Source organism: Xanthobacter lutulentifluminis (assembly GCF_043194675.2).
Classification (GTDB): domain Bacteria; phylum Pseudomonadota; class Alphaproteobacteria; order Rhizobiales; family Xanthobacteraceae; genus Xanthobacter.
In genome coordinates, this window is record NZ_CM195525.1 from 2337106 (window position 1) to 2358615 (window position 21510).

The following is a 21510-nucleotide window of genomic DNA, read 5'->3' on the forward strand; positions in this document are numbered from 1 at the left end:
GCCGGCCATGAGCGCCCCTGCCCCTGCTTCCATCCCAAAGACCCGGCTCAGCCTCGCGGCGAGCGTCGCGCCGCTGGTGGATGCGCTGATCGAGGATGCCGAGCGGCTGCGCCTCTCGGTGTTCCGCGGCCCGCGCGACGCCCTGATCGTCGACGCCGGCATCGCCGCGCGCGGCGGCATCGAGGCCGGCCGGCGCATCGCCGAGATCTGCCTCGGCGGGCTCGGACGCGTCACGCTCACGCCGGGCGGGCGCTTCTCGCCGTGGGAGACGCTGGTCGGCGTCTCCACCACCGATCCGGTGCTCGCCTGCCTCGCCAGCCAGTATGCCGGCTGGAGCCTGGCGTCCGGCGATTTCTTCGCCCTCGGCTCCGGGCCCGGGCGGGCCACGGCGGCGGTGGAGCCGCTGTTCGCCGAGCTGGGCTATCGCGACCATGGCGCGCGCATCGCGCTGGTGCTGGAAACCGCCATCGTCCCTCCCGCCGAGGTGGTGGACGAGATCGCCGCGCGCTGCGCCGTCGCCCCGCGCGACATCACGCTCATTCTCACCCCCACCAGCGCGCTCGCCGGCACGGCCCAGATCGTGGCGCGGGTGCTGGAGGTGGCGCTCCACAAGGCCCACGCCCTCCACTTCCCGCTGGAGCACATCGCCGACGGCATCGGCTCCGCGCCCCTGCCGCCACCCTCGCCGGATTTCCTCACCGCCATGGGCCGCACCAACGACGCCATCCTCTATGGCGGCGACGTGCAGCTGTTCGTCCATGGCCCGGCGGAGGCCGCCGAGGCGCTGGCCGCGCAGCTCCCCTCCGGCGCCTCGCGCGACCACGGCCGGCCGTTCGCCGAAGTGTTCCGCGGCTATGACTGCGATTTCTACAAGGTGGACCCGCTCTTGTTCTCGCCCGCCCGCGTCACCGTGAGCGCCCTCGACCATGGGGTGAGCTTCACCGCCGGCGCGTTCGAGCCGGAGCTGATCGCCCGCTCGTTCGGAGGCTGAGGTGGACGACCTCGTCATCTTCGCCGAGCGGGCGGACTGGCACACGCGCGGCCTCCTTGCCGCCCTGAAGGCACGCGGGCGCAAGGCGCGCGTCCTCTCCCTGCGCGACTGCGGCTTCGCCGTGGGCGAGACGGCCCATGGGCTGCTGCTGCCCGGCTTCGGCGATGCCCTGCCTGAAGCCTGCTTCGTGCGCTCGGTGCCCGCCGGAACGCTGGAGCAGGTGACCCACCGCCTCGGCGTGCTGCATGCGCTGCGCGAGCTGGGGGTGCGGGTGATGAACGATGCCCGCGCCATCGAGCGCTGCGTGGACAAGAGCGCCACCACCTTCCTCCTCGCCCGCGCCGGCCTGCCCACGCCGCGCACGCTGGTGCTGGAGGACGCAGCCACCGCCCGCCTGCTGGTGGATCAGGCGCCCGGCGACACGGTGCTGAAACCCCTGTTCGGCGCGCAGGGCCGCGGCCTCGCCCGCCTCGCCCCCCGCGCCGCCCTTCCGGAGCCGGACACGGTGGGCGGAGTATATTACCTGCAGGATTTCGTCGGCGCCGGCGGCGGAGGGGATGCGCCGCACGAGGATTTCCGCGTGTTCGTGGTGGGCGGGCGCGCCGAAGCCGCCATGGCCCGGCGCGGCGCCTCATGGATCACCAACATCCACCAGGGCGCCACCGGCGTCGCGGTGCCGGCCGAGGGCGCGCTGGCCGACCTCGCGGTGCGCGCCGCCACCGCCGTGGGCGCCGCTTACGCGGGGGTGGACGTGATCGCCGACGCAGCCGGGCGCCTGATGGTGCTGGAGGTGAATTCCATGCCCGCATGGCGGGGCCTGTTCGACGCCACCGGCCGCACCATGGCCGAGCCGCTCGCCGCCCTGCTGGCGGGCGAGACCGTGGCGGCCTGAGGAGCCCCGATGCGTCCGCTCATCCCCTCCCGCGCCCCTGCCCGTCCCGAGGAGCGGCGCCGCGCCGTCCGGTGCCGCCCGGTCCCCTGCGACCCGGCTGGGCCGGCAGCGCCCCGCCGCACGCCGGCGATTGCGCGCGCGCTCCACCCCGCCGAGCCATCCTGCGTCGGGCCGGCGCCCATGCCCGCCATGGCCCCACGCCCCGCGCGGATATCCGGGCGGCGGCGTCCCGCATCTGGCGGGGGCGATGGCTCTGCCTTGCTCCCGCCGACCGGCGGCGCGGCGGTGGATCACACCACCCGCCGCGCGCACGCCCCCGCGCGACCGGCACATCCGGAAATCTGCTCTGCCGACGCTGCACCTCCGCCGACGGCGACCTGTCCCGCACCGCGCCTCCCCCGACCGAATGCCGGCAGGCGCACCAGCCACGCCCGGGCTCCAGCCGCCATCCCGCCCACGACGGGCGTGGCGGGCCGCGCCCCGCGGACAAGGCGGCATCATCCGGATCCGACCGGCCCCGGCCTGCGCCGGCCAGGGACGACCCGTGTCGTGACAGCCGCCGAGGAACGTGGCGCCGGACGAGCGCCGCGCCCCGCCCGGCAGATCAACCGGCGGACCCGTCCAGGCACGCCCGCCGTTACCATTCGACCGCTGTCCGCGCGCGGGCCGAGCCGGCGGCATCATCCGGATCCGACCGATCCCGGCCTGCGCCGGCCGGGGACGGCCCGTGTCGTGACAGCCGCCGAGGAACATGGCGCCGGACGAGCGCCGCGCCCCGCCCGACAGATCAACCGGCGGACCCGTTCATCCGGACCCGCCGTTGCCATTCGGCCGCTGTCCGCACGCGGGCCGGGCCGGCGGCCGGCGGGAGCGGTGGGAGGGGCCGGTGCGGGTGTTCGTCCTTGAGTTCGTCACCGGCGGCGGCCTGCGCGGAGAGGCCTTGCCGCCCTGCCTTGTCGCCGAGGCGGCGCTGATGCGGGACGCCATGCGCGCCGATCTTGCCGCCATCCCGGCGGTGACGTCGGTGCGCCTCGCCGCCGACGATCGCCTCCCGCTCGCCGGCGCGCGGATGATCGCTGCGGCCGACGACCCGTGGGCGGCGTGGTCCGAGATGGCGCGACAGGCGGATGTGGTGTGGCCGGTGGCGCCGGAGACCGGCGGCGTCCTCGCCCACCTGGTGCGGCGCCTGCGGCAGAGCGGCGCCCGCGTGCTCGCGAGCGCGCCCGAGGCCATCGAGATCGCAACGAGCAAGATGGAAACAGCCCGGCGCCTTGCTGCAGCGGGCCTGCCGCACATCCCCACCTTTCCGCTGGCGACCGCGCCCGACTGGCCCGGCCCGCGCGTGACCAAGCCGGATGACGGCGCCGGATGCGAGGACACGCGCGTGTGGCCGGCCGGCACGCCGCTTCCGGCACCGGATGGCGCCGCGCGGCTGGTGGCGCAGCCTTATGTGGAGGGCCTGCCGGCGAGCCTGACCGTTCTCGCCGATGCCCGCGGCGTCCGCCTGCTCGCGGTCAACCGCCAGCACATCCGCGCGGAGGGCGGGCGGCTGCACCTCGCCGGGCTGACGGTGGCGGCGCTGGACGATCCGGACGGGCGGCTCGGGCGGCTCGCCGCCGCCGTGGCGGAGGCCATTCCCGGCCTCGAGGGCCTGTTTGGCATCGACATCCTGCTCACCGCCGAAGGCCCGGTGGTGGTGGAGGTGAACCCGCGGCTCACCACCGCCTATGCCGGCCTGCGCCGGGCGCTGGGGATCAATCCGGCGCGGCTGGCGCTGGGGCTCGACGCCGCCGGTGCGGTCGCGGCCCGGCCGGTGGAGGTCGCCCTCGCATGAGCCAGCTCATCCTCGGCTGGGACGTGGGCGGTGCCCACCTCAAGCGCGCCGTGCTGGCGCCGGACGGCACGCTGCTGGCTGTGGACATGACCGCCTGCCCCCTGTGGCAGGGGCTGGACCGGCTGGATCAGGCCATGGCCGCGCTGCCGCCCGTCGAGGGCCGGTCCGTCGCCACCATGACCGGCGAGCTGACCGACCTGTGGCCGGACCGCGCGACCGGCGTCACCGCCCTTGCCGCCGCGCTCACCGAGCGGCTCGGGGCGGACCTGCTGCTGTACGCAGGCCGCGCCGGCTTCGTGGCGCCGGAAGCGGTGGGCGGCCATGTGGCCGATATCGCCTCCGCCAACTGGCACGCAACCGCGGCGGCTCTGGCCCGCGCGCTGCCGGCCGGCGTCCTGGTGGACATCGGCAGCACCACCGCGGATCTGGTGTATTTTGCCGGCGATTCAATTCACTTTGCCGGCTATAGCGATGCCGAGCGGCTGGAGACTGGTGAACTGGTCTACAGCGGCGCGGCCCGCACGCCGGTGATGGCGCTGGCCCAAGCGCTGCCGTTCCGGGGCCGGCGCGTGCCGCTGATGGCGGAGCATTTCGCCACCGCAGCGGATGTCCACCGCCTGACGGGCGACCTGCCGGACGGCGCCGACCTGCACCCGGCGGCGGATGGCGGGCCGAAGACGCGGGAAGCCAGCGCCCGCCGGCTTCTGCGCATGGTGGGCCGGGATCTGGGACCGGCGACGCTGGAAGAGGCGGAAGCGCTCGCGCGGGCGGCCGCGGAGGCGCAGATGCAGCGTCTTGCGGACGCGCTCGATCTCGTGGCATCGGCCACCGCGATCCCTCCCGGGGTGCCCCTGGTCGGCGCCGGGGTGGGCCGCTTCCTTGCCGCCCGCCTCGCGACGCGCGCCGCCCGGCCCTATGCCGATGCCGGCCTGCTGCTGGCCGGCGCGCCTGCGTTGGCTGGCCCCGCCGCCGATTGCGCGCCCGCCGTGGCGGTGGCGCGGCTCGCGCGCTGAGCGGGAACGGGAGCGACACCGCCTTCACGCGCCAGCGGGGACGACGGAGCGGCGCCGGGAGAGGCCCGTCAACTTCCGGCGAAGCTTCATCCCGCGCGGGAACGCCACGGCCCGCCACCGCGCGGCGCGAAGCCGGCGGCCGGCCGGCCCCACCGGGGCCGATGCATCGCGAGCGGGCGCCGGTCGGCCCTTCAGGCCGCCGCCCCGAGCCGGTCGCGCCGATTTTACTTCTTGGAGCCGTCGGCGTTGAACTGGGCGAGGAAGGCGATGAGATCCTTGCGCTCGTCCTCGTTCTTGATGCCGGCGAAGGCCATCTTGCCCTTGGGCGCCAGCACCTTCGGGTTGGTGATGTAATTGTCCAGCGTCGCCTCGTCCCACACCTTGCCGGCGGCGGCGCCGTCCTTGATGTCCTGCGAGTAGGAGAAGCCCTCGAAATGCGCCCACTTGGCGCCGACGATGCCGTTCAGCGGCGGGCCCACCTTCACCTTGGCGTCGGGGCCGATGGCGTGGCAGGCCATGCACTTCTTGAACGCGGTCTCGCCCTTCGCCACGTCCGGGTCGGCGAACGCGCTGCCGGTGGCGGCGATGAGGGCGAGGGAAGCAAGCAGCAGGCGCATCAGGCGTTCCTCTTCTAGGCCGGTTGATCCGGCGACATCGTGGTACGGGCAGGTGGGGTCACTGGAGCACGAGCATCTCGCCCTCGCCCCCGGCGAGCCGGTCGCCCACAAGGCGCACCGCGCGCCCGGACAGGCGGCCGCCGAACACCGCGGCCAGCTCCGGCACCCGCCGGGCCAGCAGGGCGAGCATGATGAAATCCTGCGGGCCGGCGTCCACGAAGCCGGGGGCGGGCGCCTCCGGCGGCGTGGCGAGGAGGAGCGTGCCGCGCCGCATGCCGCGCCCGGCACCGGGGCCGAGCCTTCCCGCCACCGCCAGCGTGCCGGCGATGAGCCCTTCCGCCGCGCGCGGGCCGGCATCGCCGCCCACCAGCACCAGCCCGCCGCGCAACCGCGCGCCGAGGCGCGGCCCCACCGAGCCGGCGATGGAGACGGTGCCGCCGCTCATGCCCCGCCGTTCGCCGGGCAGCGCGCCGCCGACGTCGGCGCCGGCATCGCCGGCGACCTCGATGCGGCCACCGGACAATCCGGCCGCAAGGCTGTCGCCCGCCGACCCGTGAATGCGCAGGAGGCCGCCGCTCATGCCCGCGCCGGCGCGCACGCCCACCGGCCCCTCGACGCGGATTTCCCCCGCCGCAAGGCCGGCGCCGACGCCGTCGAGCCGCGCATCCCCGGAGATGACCAGCACGCCCGGCGCGCCCTCCTCCACCGTGAACAGGTCGCCGAGGGGCGCGACGCCGGCGCCGAGCGGCACCTGCAGGGCAGCGACCTCGGCGGCCACCAGCGCGTCGAGCGCGTCGGGGCCGATGCCGCTCAGGTCGAGTCGCGCGGAAAGCGGCGCGCGCAGGGACAGGCGATAGCCGCGGGGGGCCATATCGGTGACGGTCATCATGCCCCCTCCCCCGCTCGATCGGCCATCAGCGCACGCAGATGGAAGTGAAACGGCCCGAGGTTGCCGCCGTAATTGCCCGCATCCACCGCCACCACGCCTGACGCCGCGCCGAGCCCGCAGACGGCGGCGATGCCGGCGCGCATGCTGGCCGCCACGTCCGCCTCGGTGAGGCCGTCGATGACGATCTCCAGCACGCTCTCCACCCCGTCCGGCAGGGCGCTCTGGGAAACGCCGCGCAGGGTCGGGCAATAGGCATCGTTGGTGGAGGCGATGAGCCCGGCATATTTCGAGCCCACCTTGGAGCCCGAGCGCACCACCCCGCCGGGGAAGGGCATGATGGCGCCTTCCAGCTTGGCCATGGCCGCCACCGCCGCCTCGGCCGCCCCAAGAGCCGCCGGGCGCGAGCGCGCGAGGATGAGGAAATTGCCGCCGCCCACCGCCGCCGTGGTGGAGCCGGTGATGTCGTCGCAGACGAACTCGCCCTCCATCACCGGCACGCGCCAGAAGCGGCGGCCGTCCAGCGCCTTGGCGATCTGGTGGCCGTCGCCGAAATAGCGCAGCGCCTTGCCCAGCGGCACGGCGGCACCGCCGGAAAGCCCGGCGTAGCAGGCCGAGGTGGGCGCCGTGAGCACGCATTGCCCGGCCCGGAGCGGCACCACCTTCTTCAGGTCCTTCAGGGACATGGCGAAGATCAGCACGGCATAGCCGGGGCGCCCGTCCGGGGTCTCGGCGGGGCTCAGCTCACGCTCGATCGCCGCCTCGCAGCCGCAGCCGATGACCGAGGTCGCAAAGCCGGTGAGGCTGGCCGCGGCGGTATGAGCCCAGCGCGGCGTGTCGGCGGTGATGATGAGGCGCGTCCCCGCCATGGGAAAGGCCTCCGCGAAGCTGTCGCGGATCTCGACACCATTGATGACGAGGGCGGACGCAGGGGCCGGCTGGGGCGAAATCTGGCTCATGGCGCCAGCTCCACCAGCTCGGGGCCCTGCCCGTCGCGGATCTCCGAATCCGCGATGCGGTAATGCGCGGACTTCAGCCCCACCGCCTCGTCGAACCAGCGGGCAAGCCGGCGGTCCATCAGCGGATCGGACGGGGGATGGACCGCGTAGGTGCGGCCTTCCGCCAGCGCCACCACCTCGCCGTTCACCACCACCACCTGCCCGTCCTTCATCACCAGCCGGGGAGCGGAGAACATGGCCTCGCGGTCCGCCGCGTCCTCATAGAGCACCACGTCGGCGCGGGCGCCCGGGCCGAGATGGCCGCGATCGCGCAGTCCGAGGGTCCGGGCGGGGGCGGCGCGGGTGACGATGGCGATCTCCTCCAGCGTGTATTCGCGCGAGAGGTCGGCGAGCCTCGTGTGCGCCCGCGCCGCCTTGTGGATGCGGCCGAGATGATCGTCGCGGAACGGCTTGTCCATGAGCAGGCGGATGAGGTGGGGGTAGGAGGTGAAGGGCCCGCCATTGGGATGGTCGGTGGTGAGATAGACCCGCCAGGGGTCCTCGATGCGCAGGAACAGCTCCAGCCCGATGGCCCATTGCAGCGCGTTCACGAACGAGGTGTCGCGATAGCGGAACGGCACCACGCCGCAGGCCGCATCCATCTCGATGTCCATGCCGATCCATTTCTTCGGATCGGCGATGGTGTGGTTGCGGTACTGCGACATCAGATCGGCCGAGGCGGTCACCGTCTGGCCGAACATGACCTGCCCCACGTCCACCGAGATGTGCGGATGAGCGTTCACCGCCTCCGCGATCTCCGCCGCGCCGGAGGAGAAGTGCCGGTCTCCCTCCGTGCCATAGGCGTGGAACTGGATGTGGGTGAGGTGCAGCGGGAAGCCCTCAGACGCGCCGATGGTGTCGAGCGTGGTGCGCACGTTCCCCGGCACGCCGAGATTGCAGCCGTGCAGGTGGATGGGGTGCGGCACGCCCAGCTCCGTCACCGCCCGCTGCAGGGTGTGCAGGATGCGCCGGGGCGTGAGGCCGTAGAACGGGCCCGCCTCGTCGAGATCGAGGGCGCGGCCGTTGAACTTGAAGGCGTTGATCCCGCCGGGGTTCACGATCTTCACGGCGCAGCACTGGGTGGCCTTGAGCATCCACGCCACATAGTCGTTCACCGCCTGCTGGCCCTCGCCGTCGGCGATGAGGCGCAGCAGGAAGTCGTCGTTGCCGAGGACGAGAAAGCCGCCGGTGTCGATGTTCGGGATGTCGGCCATCTCCAGATGGGCATGGCGGGCGTTCGCCCCCACCACCGCCGGCTCGAACACGGTGGTGTAGCCCATCTGCGAGTAGCGGCAGCCGGTCATGTGGGTGGTGGGCGCCGCCCGCCCCCCGCCGCAGCCGCAGAACGCGCCGGACGGCTCGGGATTGAGCAGACGGTCCTCGCTCATGAGCAGGCGGCCGAGATTCACCTTGCCGCCGGCGATGTGGCTGTGCAGGTCGATGCCGCCGGCGAACACCACCGTGCCAGTAGCGTCCACCACCTCCTCGCCCGGGGCGGGCGGCGCGGCGCTAATGATGCGGCCATCCTCCACGAGCACGTCGCGGATCTCGTCGATGATGCCGTTGGCGGGGTCGAACACGCGCCCGCCGGTGATGCGCGTCCTCATGCGCCCCTCCCCGATGCGTCGGTGGCAAGGCCGGCGAAGGCGGCGAATATGGCCCGCGCGGCCGCGCCGACGCTCGGCAGCTCGGCCGGGCGAAGTGCCTGCAACGGCAGGCAGACCACCGAATCCATGCGGAAGACGTGCCCCCCGTGATCGACGCCGGGCGTGCCGACCGGAATGAACACGTCCGGCTCCCGCGCGAACACCGTGTCGGGATGGGCGAGGGCGATCACCGGGCCGCGCGCAAAGTCCGGCGGCGGATCGGGCCGGAAGGCGCTGGCGTGCAGCAGCAGGTCGGCGTCGGCGAGCGCCGCGCGGGTCGAATAGAGCTCCGGTGCATGGCGCGCCGTGCCCGCCCCCACCACCGTGCGCAACGGCCAGCCGAAGCGCCACAGGGCAAGCTGGTGCGCGCCCGTCACATTGTCCCGCCCGCCGAGGGGAAACACCGCCGCGCGGGTGGTGCGGGAAAGCGCATCCACCGCCTGGGCGGCGGCCTCCGCCACCAGGGGCGCATCGGCGGCGGGAAGGGCCGCGGCGCTCCAGGTGAAGACCGCATAGCGCGCCATCCGCAGCGCTTCCGCCAGGGCGAGGAGATCGGCTCCTGCGGCGACCGACAGGTCTCCCACCGCTCGGCCCGCCAGCAGCGCCGCGAGCGCTTCCATGGCAGGTGCGACCTCATCGGGCGCAAGCTCGATTTCCGTCACCTCAAGGGCGGCCAGCGCCTGCCGCGAGGTACCGGAGAGCGGCCCGCCCAGCACCACCACCTTGCGGCGCGCGCCTCCGGCGACGAACACCGGGGCGGCGTCGCCGTCCGCCCCCGGCGGGCGGGCCGGCAGGGCACGGGGAAAGAAGCGCTCGAAAGTCGCGGAGGGGTCCGGCCCCAGCACCACCATGAGGTCGCAGCGGTTGCGCACCTCGGCGAGGGTGGCGGCGATCCAGCCGCGGCGGGACAGGCGCTCGAGGTTGGCGAACAGCCCGTTGGAGGCGGCATGGTCGAGGCTCGCGCCGGCGACCATGGCGAGGTCGTAGAGGCGGCGCAGGCCTTCGAGATCCGCCCCCAGCCCGCTGAAGGCGGCGGCGCGGGACGCGGACAGGTGGCGGGCGGCGGCGGCAGCAGCGGCTTCAAGCGAAGCGGGCTGCCCGCCGACGCGCGGCGCGGGGGCGGGCGCATCGGCACGGGCCAGCAGCCGTGTCGCCTCGGCGCAGGCGACGCGGGGCATCACCCGGCGGCCGGCAACCTCGACCTCGAGGTCGTCGCAGCCGAGGCCGCAGAAGCCGCACACCACGTCGCGGACGATGCGGGGGGCATCGCCTGCAGTCGGTTCCAGCGATGTCATGGCCGTCACCCGCCGGCGAGGGGCGCCGGACGCCGGACGCCGCAAGGGGCGCCGATGCCGGCCTCAGGACGACGGATGACTGAAAATGAGGGTGGTGGCGTGCGGTCTGGGGCCATGGCTGAGCCTTGGGGGTTGAAGGTCCCGATCAAGACGCCGCGGCGGTTGCCCGCTTGTCGTTGCAGTGCGCTTCGGAAATCTCCGTGCGCCATGCGTCTGTTCTTGGCGATGACGCTAGCACAGCCGGCCGGGACGGAAAACCCGTTTGCTGCGCGGCGGATGCGGCGATGCGTTGTGCGCTGCCACAGGGCTGGGATCCATCCGGCGCCCCGGCGTCTCGGCGCACCCCCGCGCGCCCTAGCGGAAGCAGCGCACCTCCGCCTCCGCCTGCGCGCGCCGCAGCTCGGCGATGTTGTCGTCATACTGAGGGGTGTTGCGGAAGATGCTCGCCGCCTGCCCCACGCCCTGCCGCATGGACAGGATGGTCTCCGCCGCCACATAGCGGTCGTAGGGCAGGATCGAGGCGAGCGTATCCACCGAGCAGGCGCAGCGCGTCATCGCCTCGCGCGACTGTCCGTTGGCCGCCATGCAGCCGATCACATAGTCCACGCGGGCGGCGGTGGGGTAATCGTTCTCGCTCGCCAGCGCCGCGCCGCCGGCCACGAGCAGCACGGCGAACGCCTCAAGAGCCCTTCGGATCATGGCTGATCGTCTCCTCCCACAGGCGGCCGCCGGCGGCCTCGCCCACCACGCTGATCCGGGCGATCTGCCCCGGCAGGTCGGGCGCGATCTCGAAGGTGTAGACGAGGCCCGCGAGGCCGCGCATGCGGGCCGCGTTGGCATCGTCGCGGAAGGGGGCGACGGTGACGCGCCAGCCGCGCAGCTCGCGCCCGTCGAGGGTGATGTCCGCCGGCGCCACCTGCGCGGCATCCCGCAGGGCGGCGCGGATCGCGTTCTTGAAGTAGCGCGGATTGCCCTTCAGCACCTTTGAGACCTCGGCGATGTGGTTCTCCAGGAACAGCATCAGCACCGGATTGGTCAGCGCATTCTCGAACGGGCCGGCGGCGCGGTGGCGCTCGGCGGTGAAGAAATCCACCTTGACGTCGCGCGCGTCGCCGCCGGCCGCGCTCGGCTCGATGGTGAGGCGGATGCGGTCGGTGAAGGAGGGGCCAAGCTCCGGGTCGGTCACCGCCCGGCTGTAGGCGTAGGAGAGCACGGAGCCGGAGGCGGTTCCGGCGAGCTGCGGCGTCTCGAACAGGAGATCGGCGGCCTCGGGCGGCTTCTGCACCACGGCCGCCGTTGCCTGCGGCTCGGCCGCCCCTGCCGGGCGGGGCTGGATCAAGAAGCCGGCCGCGAACAAGGCGCAGGCGAGCGCCGTCGCAAGGCCGATGCTGCCGCGCGCGTTCATCCCCGTTCCTCCGCCCCGGCGCGGGGCGGGACGCCGCCCATGGCGCGATAGATGTAGTCCGGCGCCTCGGCTGCCGCTTCCCCGCGGGCCAGCGCCTCCATGCGGGCATGAAGCGGCGAGAGCGAGCAGGCGGGATCGGTGGCGGCGGCATCGCCGGCCAGCGCCATGGCCTGGCAGCGACAGCCGCCGAAATCCATCTCCCGCCGCTCGCAGCTGCGGCAGGGCTCGCGCATCCACTCCGTGCCACGGAAGGCGTTGAAGGCGGGCGAGGCGCGCCAGATGTCGGCGAGGCCATGGTCGGTCACCGACCAGAATTCCAGCCCCGGAATGCTTTCCGCCGCATGGCAGGGCAGCACCCGGCCGGTGGGCGTCACATTCAGCGTGCGCCGCCCCCAGCCGCCGGTGCAGGGCTTGGGATAGCGGGCGTAGTAATCCGGGATCACCATGTCGATCACCAGCACGCCCTCGAGCCGCCGCCGCGCCGCCTCCACCAGTGCCAGGGAGCGCTCCACCTCGTCCCGGTCGGGCATCAGGGCGGCGCGGTTCACCAGCGCCCAGCCGTAATACTGGGTGTGCGCCACCTCCAGCCGGCGGGCGCCGAGCGCCACCGCCAGCGCGATGATGTCTTCCACCTCGTGGATGTTGCCGCGATGGATCACGGCGTTGAGGGTGAGCGGCAGGCCGAGGTCGGTCACCTGCCGGGCGAAGGCGAGCTTGGCGGCATGGCCGCCGGCATAGCCGCCGATGCGGTCGCCCGTCTGCGCCGAGGCGCCCTGCACGGAAAGCTGCACATGGTCGAGCCCGGCATCGGACAGCGCCTCGATCATGGCCGACGCCCGGCCGACGCCGGAGGTGATGAGGTTGGTGTAGAGCCCCTCGGCCGCGCAATGGGCGGTGAGCTCCACCAGATCCGGCCGGGCCGTCGGCTCGCCGCCGGAGAGGTGGACATGCAGCACCCCAAGCGCCGCCGCCTCGCTGAACACGCGCTTCCAGGCCGCGGTATCGAGCTCGCGCTCGCGGCGGTCCAGCTCCAGCGGGTTGGAGCAATACGGGCAGCGCAGCGGGCAGCGGTGCGTCAGCTCCGCCAGGAGGCCGATGGGATGGCCGATGGGATGGCCGACGACGGGCGCGGCCATGGGCGTCGGTGCCGGGTGGGCACCGGGGGCAAGGGCACCGGGGACAGGGGTGCTTGGGGCAGGGGCGTTGGGGGCAAGGGTGGCGCTCATCGCTCGATCACCCGGCGGGCAATGAGATCGCCGATCATGTCGCGCACGTCGTCGGCGATCACCTCGCGCTTCTCGTCGTAGCGCGCCGCCAGCGCATCCACGATCTCACCACAGGTGCGGGCGCCGTCCACCAGCTCCAGCACGGCAGCGGCGGTCTCGTCGATGTCGAAGGCCCGCTCGGGCGCCAGCAGGACGTGGCGGGCGCGCACCTGGTCGTATTTCAGCTTCACGCCGCGCGGCAGGCGGGGGATGTCGCTCTCCTCGGCGCGCATGTCAGCCGCCCTCCCGCACCGCGACGCCCGGCCGCCACGCGCCCGGCGCCGGCCAGCCCGGCTCCACATAGGCGAAGTACAGCGCATCGAGCTGCGCCCACAGCACCTCGGTCTTGAAGGCAAGGGCGTGGATGACCGCGCGCTGCTGCTCGGCGGTCACCGCGTTGCGCTTCACATAGTCGAGGGCGAAGTCCGCATCGCGCGGCGCCTGGTCGAGCCGGCGGCGGAAATAGGCGACCACGTCCTCGGTGATGAAATCGTAGTTCTGCAGCATGCCGGAGATGCGCTCGGCATGGATGCCGGGGGCGAACAGCTCGGTGAGGGAGGAGGCCACCGCCTCCAGCAGCGGGCGGTCCGCCACGAAGCGCACATAGGCCTCCACCGCGAACCGCGTCGCCGGCAGCGCGCCGCGTCGGGAGACCACATAGTCCCGGTCGAGCCCGAGGCCATCGGTGAGCACGAGCCAGCGCGCGATGCCGCCGGCGTCGGTTCCCACGCCGTCATGGTCGGTGATGCGGTGCAGCCAGGCGCGGCGCAGCTCGCGGTCCTCGCAGCGGCTCATGAGCGCCGCATCCTTGCGGGGAATGGCGGCCTGATAGCAGAAGCGGTTGAGCGCCCAGGCCCGCACCTGATCGCGCGACAGCGCGCCGCCGTGCAGGAGCCGGTGGAACGGGTGGAGATTGTGATAGCGCGTGGCGCCGACCTCGCGCAGCGCCGCTTCGAGCCCCTCCGGAGACAGCACCTCGGCCGGCGCGGGCAGCTCCGGAAAGGCCGCGGGGAAAACCGGATCGGCGGGCGGCACGGGAGCAAGACGGGCGGTCATAGGATGAACTCCATGCCATCGCGGGCGATGGACCAGCCGGCGGCCTCCACGGCCTGCCGCGCATCCGATCCGGCGACGAGAGCCGGATTGGTGTTGTTGATGTGGATGAACACCCGCCGCGCGACCGGCACCTCGGCGAGCAGCGCCATGGTGCCCTCCGGCCCGGACATGGAGAGGTGGCCCATGCGCGCGCCGGTCTTGGTGCCCACGCCGGCTTCGATCATCTCGTCGTCGCGGAACAGCGTGCCGTCGAACAGCAGCAGGTCGGCGCCGGCGATGCGAGCCTTCAGCGCCGGCGTCACCGCCGCGCACCCCGGCACATAGGCGATGCGGCGATCGCCGCCGATGATCATGACGCCCACGGTGGAGCCGGTCTCCTCGCCGATGACGAGGCTGGCATCCTCGCGCCAGAGGGGCACCTTTCCCGGCACCGCGAAGAACTCCAGGGAAAGACCGGGCACCGGGCTGAACGGGGTTGCGAACCCGACCGTCTCCCGGCGCACGACACCGCGGGAGACCACATCGAAAATCTGGTTCTGCGCCAGCAGGTCCATGGTCTCCGCCGTGCCGTGGATGTCGAACGGCTGCTGCTCGCGCAGCGAAAGAAGACCGGCGATGTGATCCACATCGGCGTTGGTGAGAACGACGGCGCCAATGGGACTGTCGCGGCTGCCATCGCGGGGGTGCAGCGCGGGCGTCGCCGCGATCTGGCTGCGGATGTCCGGCGAGGCGTTGAGGATCACGAACGACCGGCCATCGGCCGACACCGCCACACTGGACTGGGTGCGCGGCTCAACCCGCGGATCACCCGCCCAGGCCAGACGGCACACCGGGCAGCGGCAGTTCCACTGGGGAACGCCGCCGCCGGCCGCCGAACCGAGAACGATCACCTGCATGATGCGACCGACGCCCCTGCCTGCCCGCTCCCGGCTGCCGACCGCTCCGGATCAGAAATCGGCCGGCAGGTAGGCGGTCACTTCCATGCCGACGCAGACTTCGCACACCTGAGGCTTGTTCCAGCGCATGTGATTTCCTCCGTCTGTCGCTTCAGATCTTTCTAAGAAGATCATAAGAAGACGCTGCATTGATGAAGTTCAATGCAGATGACTTGAATATTGTACCGGGTTTGCCACACGGCAAGAGGAATAACATGCTGCGCCGCACACCGCGGCCGGTTCAGTGCGCCGGGCTCGGCGCGGACAGGTCCAGCATGAAGCCACGGCCACGCACGGTCGCCACCTGCGGGCCGCCGGCCCGGCTCACCGGGGCGAGCTTGGTGCGCAGGTAGCCCACATAGACGTCCACCACGTTGAGCGAGGCGCCGCCCTGGCTCGCCCACAGCCGGTCGAAGATCTCGCCGCGCGGGATCGGCCGGTTGGCGCTGCCCATCAGCAGGGCCAGAAGCTCCACCTCGCGCTCGGTGAGGCGCACATGGGTCTCGCCGAACAGGACGGTTCGCGTCGCAGGATCGAGCACCAGCCGCCCCGCGACGATGCGGCCGGAATGGCCCTCGCCCAGCCGGTGCAGCAGGTGGGCGCGCAGGCGCGCCAGCAGCTCGGCGAACTCGAACGGCTTGACGATGTAGTCGTCGGCACCCGCGCCGAGCCCCTCGGCCCGGTCCCGCACCTCGTCCTTGGCCGACAGGAAAAGGATGGGGCCGGCGTGGCCGCCGTCGCGCAGGGCCCGGCAGACGTCGATGCCGGAGCCGTCCGGCAGCATGATGTCGAGCACCACCGCGCACGGATTGTACGCGCGGGCGGTTTCCAGCGCCTCGTCGGCGCGCCCCACGACCGTCACGTCGAAGCCCTCGGCGGTGAGGCCGCGGCTGAGCATGGCGCCGATGTCGCTGTCGTCCTCGACCAGGAGAATGTTCATCCTGCCTCCTCTCCGGGCGCCGCCTCGATGGAGGGCGGGCCGGCTGCCCGCGGACGCGCATCTGCGTGCGCATGGTCCCGGGCTTCGGGGCGGAACAGCACGATCACGGCGCGGGTTCCGCCCCCCTCCGCGTCCTCCAGTGTGATACGTCCGCCGTGCCGCGTCACCACCCATTCCGCCAGCGCCAGACCGACCCCGAAGCCGGGACCCGGCCGATCGCCGCGGGCGAAGCGGGCGAACAGGCCGGCGCGATCCTCCGGAGGAATGCCACGCCCGTCGTCAGTGACGGTGATGCGCTCCAGGGGCATTCCCGGCTCCGCCACGATGGTCTCGGCGGCGACGGTGATGCGGGTGAGCGGCGCGCCGTGGCGCAGGGCATTGTCCACCAGCCCCTCCACCACCTGCCGCAGCCAGTCACGATCGGCATGCACCACCGGTCCGGGCTGCGCGGCGTCCAGCACCAGCGCCACTCCCTGCCGGCGGGCGGTGTTCTCCAGCCCGGCGATGGCATCGGCCAGCACCGGCCCGAGCGGGACGTCCTGGAACACCAGCGCGATCTCTCCGCTCTCCGATCGGGCGATGCGCAGCAGGTCCTCCACCCGCCGGTGCATCCGCCCGGCGCGCTTGCGGATGGTGGCGAGCGCGCCGCGCGCGTCGGCATCCGCGATCACCGGCGCGCGCTGGGTGACGTCGCATTCGCCGATGATGACGGTGAGCGGCGTGCGCAGCTCGTGGCTGACATCGGCGAAGAAGCGCCGGCGCGAGGCATCGATGGCGGCGAGCCGGGCGTTGGCGGCGGTGAGGTCGGCGGTGCGCGCGGCCACGGTCTGCTCCAGCCCCGCGCGGTCGGCGGCCACCCGCTCCTCCCGCCGCGCCAGCCGGGCCGCCATGCGGTTGAAGCGCGCCATGAGCACGCCGAGCTCGTCGCGCGGACCGATGGCGAGGCGGGTGTCGAGATGCCCGCGGCCGATGGCGGCGGCGGCGCGGTCGATCTCGCTGAGACGGGCGAGGAGAGGGCGGGCGAGGCCCCGGTAGAGCGCCACCGCCACGGCGAGGGCCACCAGCGCCAGCCCCACCGCTCCCGCCCTCAGGCGGAACGCCAGCGCCTGCGCCTCCTCCCGCGCGACCGTGACGCCGCGCCGTTCGCTCTCCACCATGAGCGACAGGGTGGGCCCGGCGGCAGCGGCAAAACCGTTGAGCGCGCCGCGCACCCGGTCGCCCCGGCGTGCCGCATCGGCATCGGCGGCGGCGGCGGCAGCGGTCAGCTGACGGTCGAGGACGGTGAAGTCGGCCCGCAGGTGCGCCAGCATCCGCTCGCGCGGGTTGACGCCGGCCGGCCCCTCCGGCGCGCTGGCGGCGGTGCCCTGCGCAACCGCCTCCAGCACGGCGGCGACGCTGGCACGCGCCTCGTCCAGCCGTCGCGGGCCGCTCCCCGGACTGTCGGCCGCAGCCACCGCGGCCAGCCCGAAATCCGACATGCGGGCGGACAGCTCGGTCAGCAGGTCCAGCCGCTGCTGGGCGGCGACCGTGGCTTCCAGCGCCCGCTCCGCCGCGCCCACCGCCAGCAGCACCGCCAGCGCGGCGAGGGCGGCAAGCGCCGCGACGGCGCCGGCAAGCGCCGCCAGCTTGAACCTGATGGATCCCATCGCCGTCCCGGTCGCGCTCCCGCTTCAGGCCCGCCTCCCGGCCGGCCGGCGGCACGACATGGCCGCGTCGCAGCGTCGCATGCCCGCCCTCCGGAAAAAAGAACGCCGCCGGACACGCTGGGGTGTCCGGCGGCGTTTCTTTGGAACCGGGCGCCTGGGCGGGCCGCCGGATCAGGCCTGGCCGGCCTGCATGCGCTGGGCCTCGGCCTGCATCCGCTGCTGGTAGAGGGCGGCGAAGTCCACCGGGTCGATCATCAGGGGCGGGAAGCCGCCGTTGCGCACCGCATCGGCGATGATCTGGCGGGCGAACGGGAACAGCAGGCGCGGGCACTCGATGAGCACCACCGGCTGCAGGCTCTGCTCGGGGATGTTGAGGATGCGGAACACGCCGGCAAACAGCAGCTCGAACGCGAACAGCGTCTCGCCGCCGACGCTCGCGCCGCCGTCGATCTTGAGCTCCACCTCGAACTCGCCGGGGCCGCCCGGCTTGGCGTTCACGTGAATCTGGATGTTCACGTCCGGCTGGCTCGGCGGGGCGGCGAGCGAGCGCGGCGCATTCGGGTTCTCGAACGAGAAATCCTTAATGTACTGCGCGAGCACGTTCAGCGACGGCGCCGCATTCGGGTTGGGGCCGCCATTCTGCGTGGCCATGCGCGTCTCCATCTCAAGCGTTGATCTGCCGGTCCAAAGGGAGGATGAACCGTAAAATTGGGCGCGGCGCTGCTACCATGCTTTGCAACGCGGGCGCAAGGACACCTGCCGGCCCGGGCCGGCACGACGACGATGTGAGGAGTTCGCCAGATGGACGAGGACACCCCCCTGCCGGCGCGCAAGCCGCTCAGCGAGGCCGCGAAGCGGGCGCTGGCCGAGGCCGAGGCGCGCCGCGCCGCCATCGACGCCGCGCAGAAGGACCGGCCGAAGGAGATCAACGGCCGCGACGGTCCCGAACCGGTGCGCTACGGCGACTGGGAAGTGGGCGGCATCGCCACCGACTTCTGACGTCGCCGCCTTGCGCCGGCCGCGGCCTCAGCCCACCAGGGCGAGGCCGATCAGGCCGAGCACGCCGACGATGATGCGCCACCAGCCGAACGGCGCGTAGCCGTGCTTGGCCACGAAGTCGAGCAGGGTGCGCACCACCAGCACGGCGGCGCAGAAGGCGGCGATGAAGCCGATGACGATCAGCAGCCCGTCGTCGAACGAGAGGTTGTTGCGGTTCTTGTAGAGGTCGTAGACGAACGCCCCCAGCATGGTGGGCAGGGCGAGGAAGAAGGAGAATTCCGCCGCCGCCCGCTTGTCCACGCCCATCAGCATGGCGCCGACGATGGTCGAGCCCGAGCGCGACATGCCGGGGATCATGGCGAGGCACTGGAAGAAGCCGATCTTCAGCGCCAGCAGCGGCGGGAAGCCCATGGCGTTGTTGTAGCGCGGCTCCGGCACCACCTTGTCGATGAACAGCAGGATGATGCCGCCGAAGATCAGCGTGCCGCAGATCAGCGCCGGGGACTCGAACAGCACGCTCTTGATGAAGCCGTGGGCGAAGGCGCCGATGACCGCCGCCGGCAGGAAGGCGATGACGATGCCCATCACGAACCGGCGGGCGCCGGGGTTGGTGGGCAGCTGCTGCGCCACCTTCAGGAAGCGCTCGAAATAGACCGTGAGGATGGCGAGCACCGCGCCGAGCTGGATCAGCACCTCGAAGGTGTGGCCCGAGCTCTCGAACCCGAGGAAATGGCCGAGCAGCAGCAGATGCGCGGTGGAAGAGACGGGGATGAACTCCGTCAGCCCTTCCAGGAGACCGAGAACAAGGGCTTCGAGCATGGCGCCGAGGGTCATGGGCAGGTTTCGTCCGGAAGGCGATGAAGACGGGCGCATCCTGTTCCCTCGCCTTCGCAGGTGCAATCGCGCCGTTCCGGAAGGGCACCGAGGGAGGGGCGGGCCGAGCCCATTTCCTGCCGCCCTGTGGCGGACCGGCCACATGCCGGACTGCCGCTAGGTCATGTCGTTATGCCTTGGCGCGGCAAGGAAATCCGCCCTGCGCCGGGCCAGGGCGTTGGCATTGCGTTTACGATGTTCGGCCCGCCCGCGACCAGACAGCGCGCCACCGGCCGACGCTGCACTGCGGTGGAACCAATCGGAAAGAATCGGCCTCTACAACAGGGGGAGCCGGGCGTCTGGCGCCCTCCTCTCACCCCCGGCGAAGCCTCCGCTCATGTATCTGCATCATCATCCTTTCTGCCCCCACTCCCGTTTCGTCCGCCTGCTGCTGGCCGAGTACGGCCTCGAGCCGGAACTCGTGGAAGAGCGGGTCTGGGAGCGACGGCCCGGCTTCCTCGCGCTCAATCCCGCGGGCGAGACGCCGGTGATCGTGGAGGAGATGGCCGCCTCGGTCCCCGGCGCGGGCATCATCTGCGAGTATCTCGACGAGACGCGCGGCCTTGCCCTCGGCAACCACCGCCTCCTGCCGGATGATCCGGCCGGGCGGGTGGAGGTGCGGCGGCTGACCTCGTGGTTCAACGAGAAGATGTATGTGGAGGCCACCGAGCCCCTCGTGCGCGAGCGCATCCACAAGCGCTACATGAACCGCGAGCAGGGCGGCGGCCCGCCCGACGCCACGGCGCTACGCGCCTCGCGCGCCAATCTGCGCTATCATCTGAAATATATCGGCTGGCTGGCGAAGGCCCGCAAATGGCTCGCCGGCGAGCGGCTGAGCCAGGCCGACCTTGCCGCCGCAGCACATCTTTCGGTGGCCGACTATCTGGGCGATGTGCCGTGGGACGAGGACGAGCACGCGAGGGACTGGTACGCGCGGATCAAGTCGCGGCCGACCTTCCGCGCCCTGCTGAACGAGAGCATTCCGGGCATGCCGCCCTCCAAGACATACGCGGACCTCGACTTCTGAGCACGGGCGACGGCGGGCTGGAGGCGGTCGTCGCCCGGCTTGCTGCCGAGGAGGGGTTCGACACGCTCGGCATCACCGGGCCGGACGCCACCGGCGCTGCGGGCGAGCGGCTGCGGGCATGGGTGGCCACGGGCGCCCACGGCGACATGGGCTGGATGGCCGAGACGCTGGACCGCCGCGCCGACCCCGCCGTGCTGTGGCCGAACATCCGTTCCGTCATCATGCTGGGGCTGAACTACGGACCGGCTGAGGACCCCCGCGCGGCGCTGCAGCACCGGTCCGCCGGCGCCATCTCGGTCTATGCGCGGGCCGAGGACTACCACGACATCATCAAGCCGAAGCTGAAGCGCATCGCCCGGGCGCTGCTGGCCGAGGCCGGCCGGCGCGGGATGGCCGGCGACGTGAAGGTGTTCGTGGACACCGCTCCCCTCATGGAGAAGCCGCTCGCCGCCGCCGCCGGTCTCGGCTGGCAGGGGCGGCACACCAATCTGGTCTCGCGCGATTTCGGCTCCTGGCTGCTGCTGGGCGCCATCGCCACCACGCTGGAGCTCGCGCCCTCCGCCCCGGAGCGGGATCATTGCGGCTCCTGCCGGGCGTGCCTCGACGCCTGCCCCACGGCGGCGTTTCCCGCCCCCAGCGTCATCGATGCGCGGCGCTGCATCTCCTACCTCACCATCGAGCACAAGGGGCCCATCCCGGCCGCGCTGCGCCCGCTCATGGGCAACCGCATCTACGGCTGCGACGATTGCCTCGCCGCCTGCCCGTGGAACAAGTTCGCGGTGCTGGGGCGCGAGGCGAAGCTCGCGGCGCGGTCCGAGAATGACGCGCCCCCGCTGGCCGAGCTGGTGGCGCTGGACGATGCCGCCTTCCGCGCGCGCTTTCCCAAGAGCCCGGTGAAGCGTGTGGGGCGCGACCGCTTCGTGCGCAACGTGCTGATCGCCATTGGAAACTCCGCGGACGCGGCGCTGCTGCCGCTGGTGGAGGCGCGGCTTTCCGACGAGGCACCGCTGGTGCGCGGGGCGGCGGTGTGGGCGCTGGGGCGGCTGGCACCCGCGGAAGAAGCCGCCGCCAGCGCCGGCCGGATGGCCGATGCGGAGACCGACGCGGACGTGCGTGCGGAATGGGCCGCTCTGCACGTCGCTCCTGCCGCGACCGGGGCCTGAGGCGGCGGGCGCCTGTTTCCAAACCCCGC

General features: G+C 72.6%; 21 protein-coding genes and 1 pseudogene. 7 read left to right on the forward strand and 15 right to left on the reverse strand.

All coding sequences use genetic code 11. The annotated features are described in order from the left end of the window. Positions 1-7 precede the first annotated feature (7 nt). The 4 genes from mch (at position 8) to V5F49_RS10690 (ending at position 4730) form a co-directional block, all read left to right on the forward strand. Positions 8-991, forward strand: a complete 984-nt coding sequence (mch, locus tag V5F49_RS10675; protein ID WP_394115819.1) for a methenyltetrahydromethanopterin cyclohydrolase — start codon at positions 8-10, stop codon at positions 989-991. Between the two features lies 1 nt (position 992). After that, positions 993-1883 carry a RimK family alpha-L-glutamate ligase gene (locus tag V5F49_RS10680; protein WP_394115818.1) on the forward strand — a complete coding sequence of 297 codons (891 nt, stop codon included), beginning with the start codon at positions 993-995 and terminating at the stop codon, positions 1881-1883. Positions 1884-2769: 886 nt separating this feature from the next. Next, positions 2770-3717: an ATP-grasp domain-containing protein gene (locus V5F49_RS10685; protein ID WP_394115817.1), complete on the forward strand. Its 948-nt coding sequence runs from the start codon at positions 2770-2772 to the stop codon at positions 3715-3717. Continuing rightward, entirely contained in the window at positions 3714-4730 is a 1017-nt protein-coding gene (locus tag V5F49_RS10690; RefSeq protein ID WP_394115816.1) for a hydantoinase/oxoprolinase family protein, read from the forward strand. The genes V5F49_RS10685 and V5F49_RS10690 overlap by 4 nt, the downstream gene beginning before the upstream one ends. 224 nt (positions 4731-4954) lie before the next feature. On the opposite strand, the gene V5F49_RS10695 is transcribed toward V5F49_RS10690, so the two are convergent. From V5F49_RS10695 to secB, 14 genes and pseudogenes are all read right to left on the reverse strand, one after another. Beyond that, a complete protein-coding gene (locus tag V5F49_RS10695; protein WP_394115815.1) occupies positions 4955-5347 on the reverse strand; it encodes a c-type cytochrome in 393 nt (130 codons plus the stop codon). Between the two features lie 58 nt (positions 5348-5405). Beyond that, positions 5406-6233, reverse strand: a complete 828-nt coding sequence (locus V5F49_RS10700; protein WP_394115814.1) for a formylmethanofuran dehydrogenase subunit C — start codon at positions 6231-6233, stop codon at positions 5406-5408. Continuing rightward, entirely contained in the window at positions 6233-7192 is a 960-nt protein-coding gene (gene fhcD, locus V5F49_RS10705) for a formylmethanofuran--tetrahydromethanopterin N-formyltransferase (protein WP_394115813.1), read from the reverse strand. The genes V5F49_RS10700 and fhcD overlap by 1 nt, the downstream gene beginning before the upstream one ends. Continuing rightward, complete coding sequence (locus V5F49_RS10710) at positions 7189-8838, reverse strand: formylmethanofuran dehydrogenase subunit A (protein WP_394115812.1); 1650 nt, start codon at positions 8836-8838, stop codon at positions 7189-7191. The genes fhcD and V5F49_RS10710 overlap by 4 nt, the downstream gene beginning before the upstream one ends. Next, positions 8835-10172, reverse strand: a complete 1338-nt coding sequence (locus tag V5F49_RS10715; RefSeq protein ID WP_394115811.1) for a molybdopterin-binding domain-containing protein — start codon at positions 10170-10172, stop codon at positions 8835-8837. Before V5F49_RS10715 ends, V5F49_RS10710 begins: the two co-directional genes overlap by 4 nt. Positions 10173-10526: 354 nt before the next feature. Beyond that, entirely contained in the window at positions 10527-10871 is a 345-nt protein-coding gene (locus V5F49_RS10720) for a hypothetical protein (RefSeq protein ID WP_394115810.1), read from the reverse strand. After that, positions 10852-11577, reverse strand: coding sequence for a hypothetical protein (locus V5F49_RS10725; protein WP_394115809.1), 726 nt, complete (start codon positions 11575-11577; stop codon positions 10852-10854). The genes V5F49_RS10720 and V5F49_RS10725 overlap by 20 nt, the downstream gene beginning before the upstream one ends. Beyond that, positions 11574-12713, reverse strand: a complete 1140-nt coding sequence (pqqE, locus tag V5F49_RS10730) for a pyrroloquinoline quinone biosynthesis protein PqqE (RefSeq protein WP_394115808.1) — start codon at positions 12711-12713, stop codon at positions 11574-11576. The genes V5F49_RS10725 and pqqE overlap by 4 nt, the downstream gene beginning before the upstream one ends. Positions 12714-12799: 86 nt before the next feature. After that, positions 12800-13898: pseudogene (gene pqqC / locus V5F49_RS10735) on the reverse strand (pyrroloquinoline-quinone synthase PqqC). Then, positions 13895-14794 carry a pyrroloquinoline quinone biosynthesis protein PqqB gene (gene pqqB, locus V5F49_RS10740; RefSeq protein WP_394115807.1) on the reverse strand — a complete coding sequence of 300 codons (900 nt, stop codon included), beginning with the start codon at positions 14792-14794 and terminating at the stop codon, positions 13895-13897. The pseudogene pqqC and the gene pqqB overlap by 4 nt, the downstream one beginning before the upstream one ends. A gap of 51 nt (positions 14795-14845) precedes the next feature. Next, a complete protein-coding gene (gene pqqA, locus V5F49_RS10745; RefSeq protein ID WP_081437156.1) occupies positions 14846-14923 on the reverse strand; it encodes a pyrroloquinoline quinone precursor peptide PqqA in 78 nt (25 codons plus the stop codon). Between the two features lie 151 nt (positions 14924-15074). Next, positions 15075-15773, reverse strand: a complete 699-nt coding sequence (locus tag V5F49_RS10750; protein WP_394115806.1) for a response regulator transcription factor — start codon at positions 15771-15773, stop codon at positions 15075-15077. Beyond that, entirely contained in the window at positions 15770-17419 is a 1650-nt protein-coding gene (locus tag V5F49_RS10755; RefSeq protein WP_394115805.1) for a sensor histidine kinase, read from the reverse strand. Before V5F49_RS10755 ends, V5F49_RS10750 begins: the two co-directional genes overlap by 4 nt. Before the next feature lie 171 nt (positions 17420-17590). Beyond that, positions 17591-18070, reverse strand: coding sequence for a protein-export chaperone SecB (gene secB / locus V5F49_RS10760; protein WP_394115804.1), 480 nt, complete (start codon positions 18068-18070; stop codon positions 17591-17593). Between the two features lie 150 nt (positions 18071-18220). On the opposite strand from secB, the gene V5F49_RS10765 reads away from it, so the two are divergent. Further along, positions 18221-18418, forward strand: a complete 198-nt coding sequence (locus V5F49_RS10765) for a DUF1674 domain-containing protein (RefSeq protein WP_394115803.1) — start codon at positions 18221-18223, stop codon at positions 18416-18418. Between the two features lie 27 nt (positions 18419-18445). Here V5F49_RS10765 and V5F49_RS10770 read toward each other — a convergent pair whose 3' ends face one another. Continuing rightward, complete coding sequence (locus V5F49_RS10770; RefSeq protein ID WP_394115802.1) at positions 18446-19252, reverse strand: undecaprenyl-diphosphate phosphatase; 807 nt, start codon at positions 19250-19252, stop codon at positions 18446-18448. A gap of 376 nt (positions 19253-19628) precedes the next feature. Between V5F49_RS10770 and V5F49_RS10775 the strand changes: the two genes are divergently transcribed. Next, positions 19629-20318, forward strand: coding sequence for a glutathione S-transferase family protein (locus V5F49_RS10775; RefSeq protein WP_394115801.1), 690 nt, complete (start codon positions 19629-19631; stop codon positions 20316-20318). Beyond that, positions 20297-21481, forward strand: a complete 1185-nt coding sequence (gene queG, locus V5F49_RS10780) for a tRNA epoxyqueuosine(34) reductase QueG (RefSeq protein WP_394115890.1) — start codon at positions 20297-20299, stop codon at positions 21479-21481. Before V5F49_RS10775 ends, queG begins: the two co-directional genes overlap by 22 nt. Positions 21482-21510: the final 29 nt, after the last annotated feature.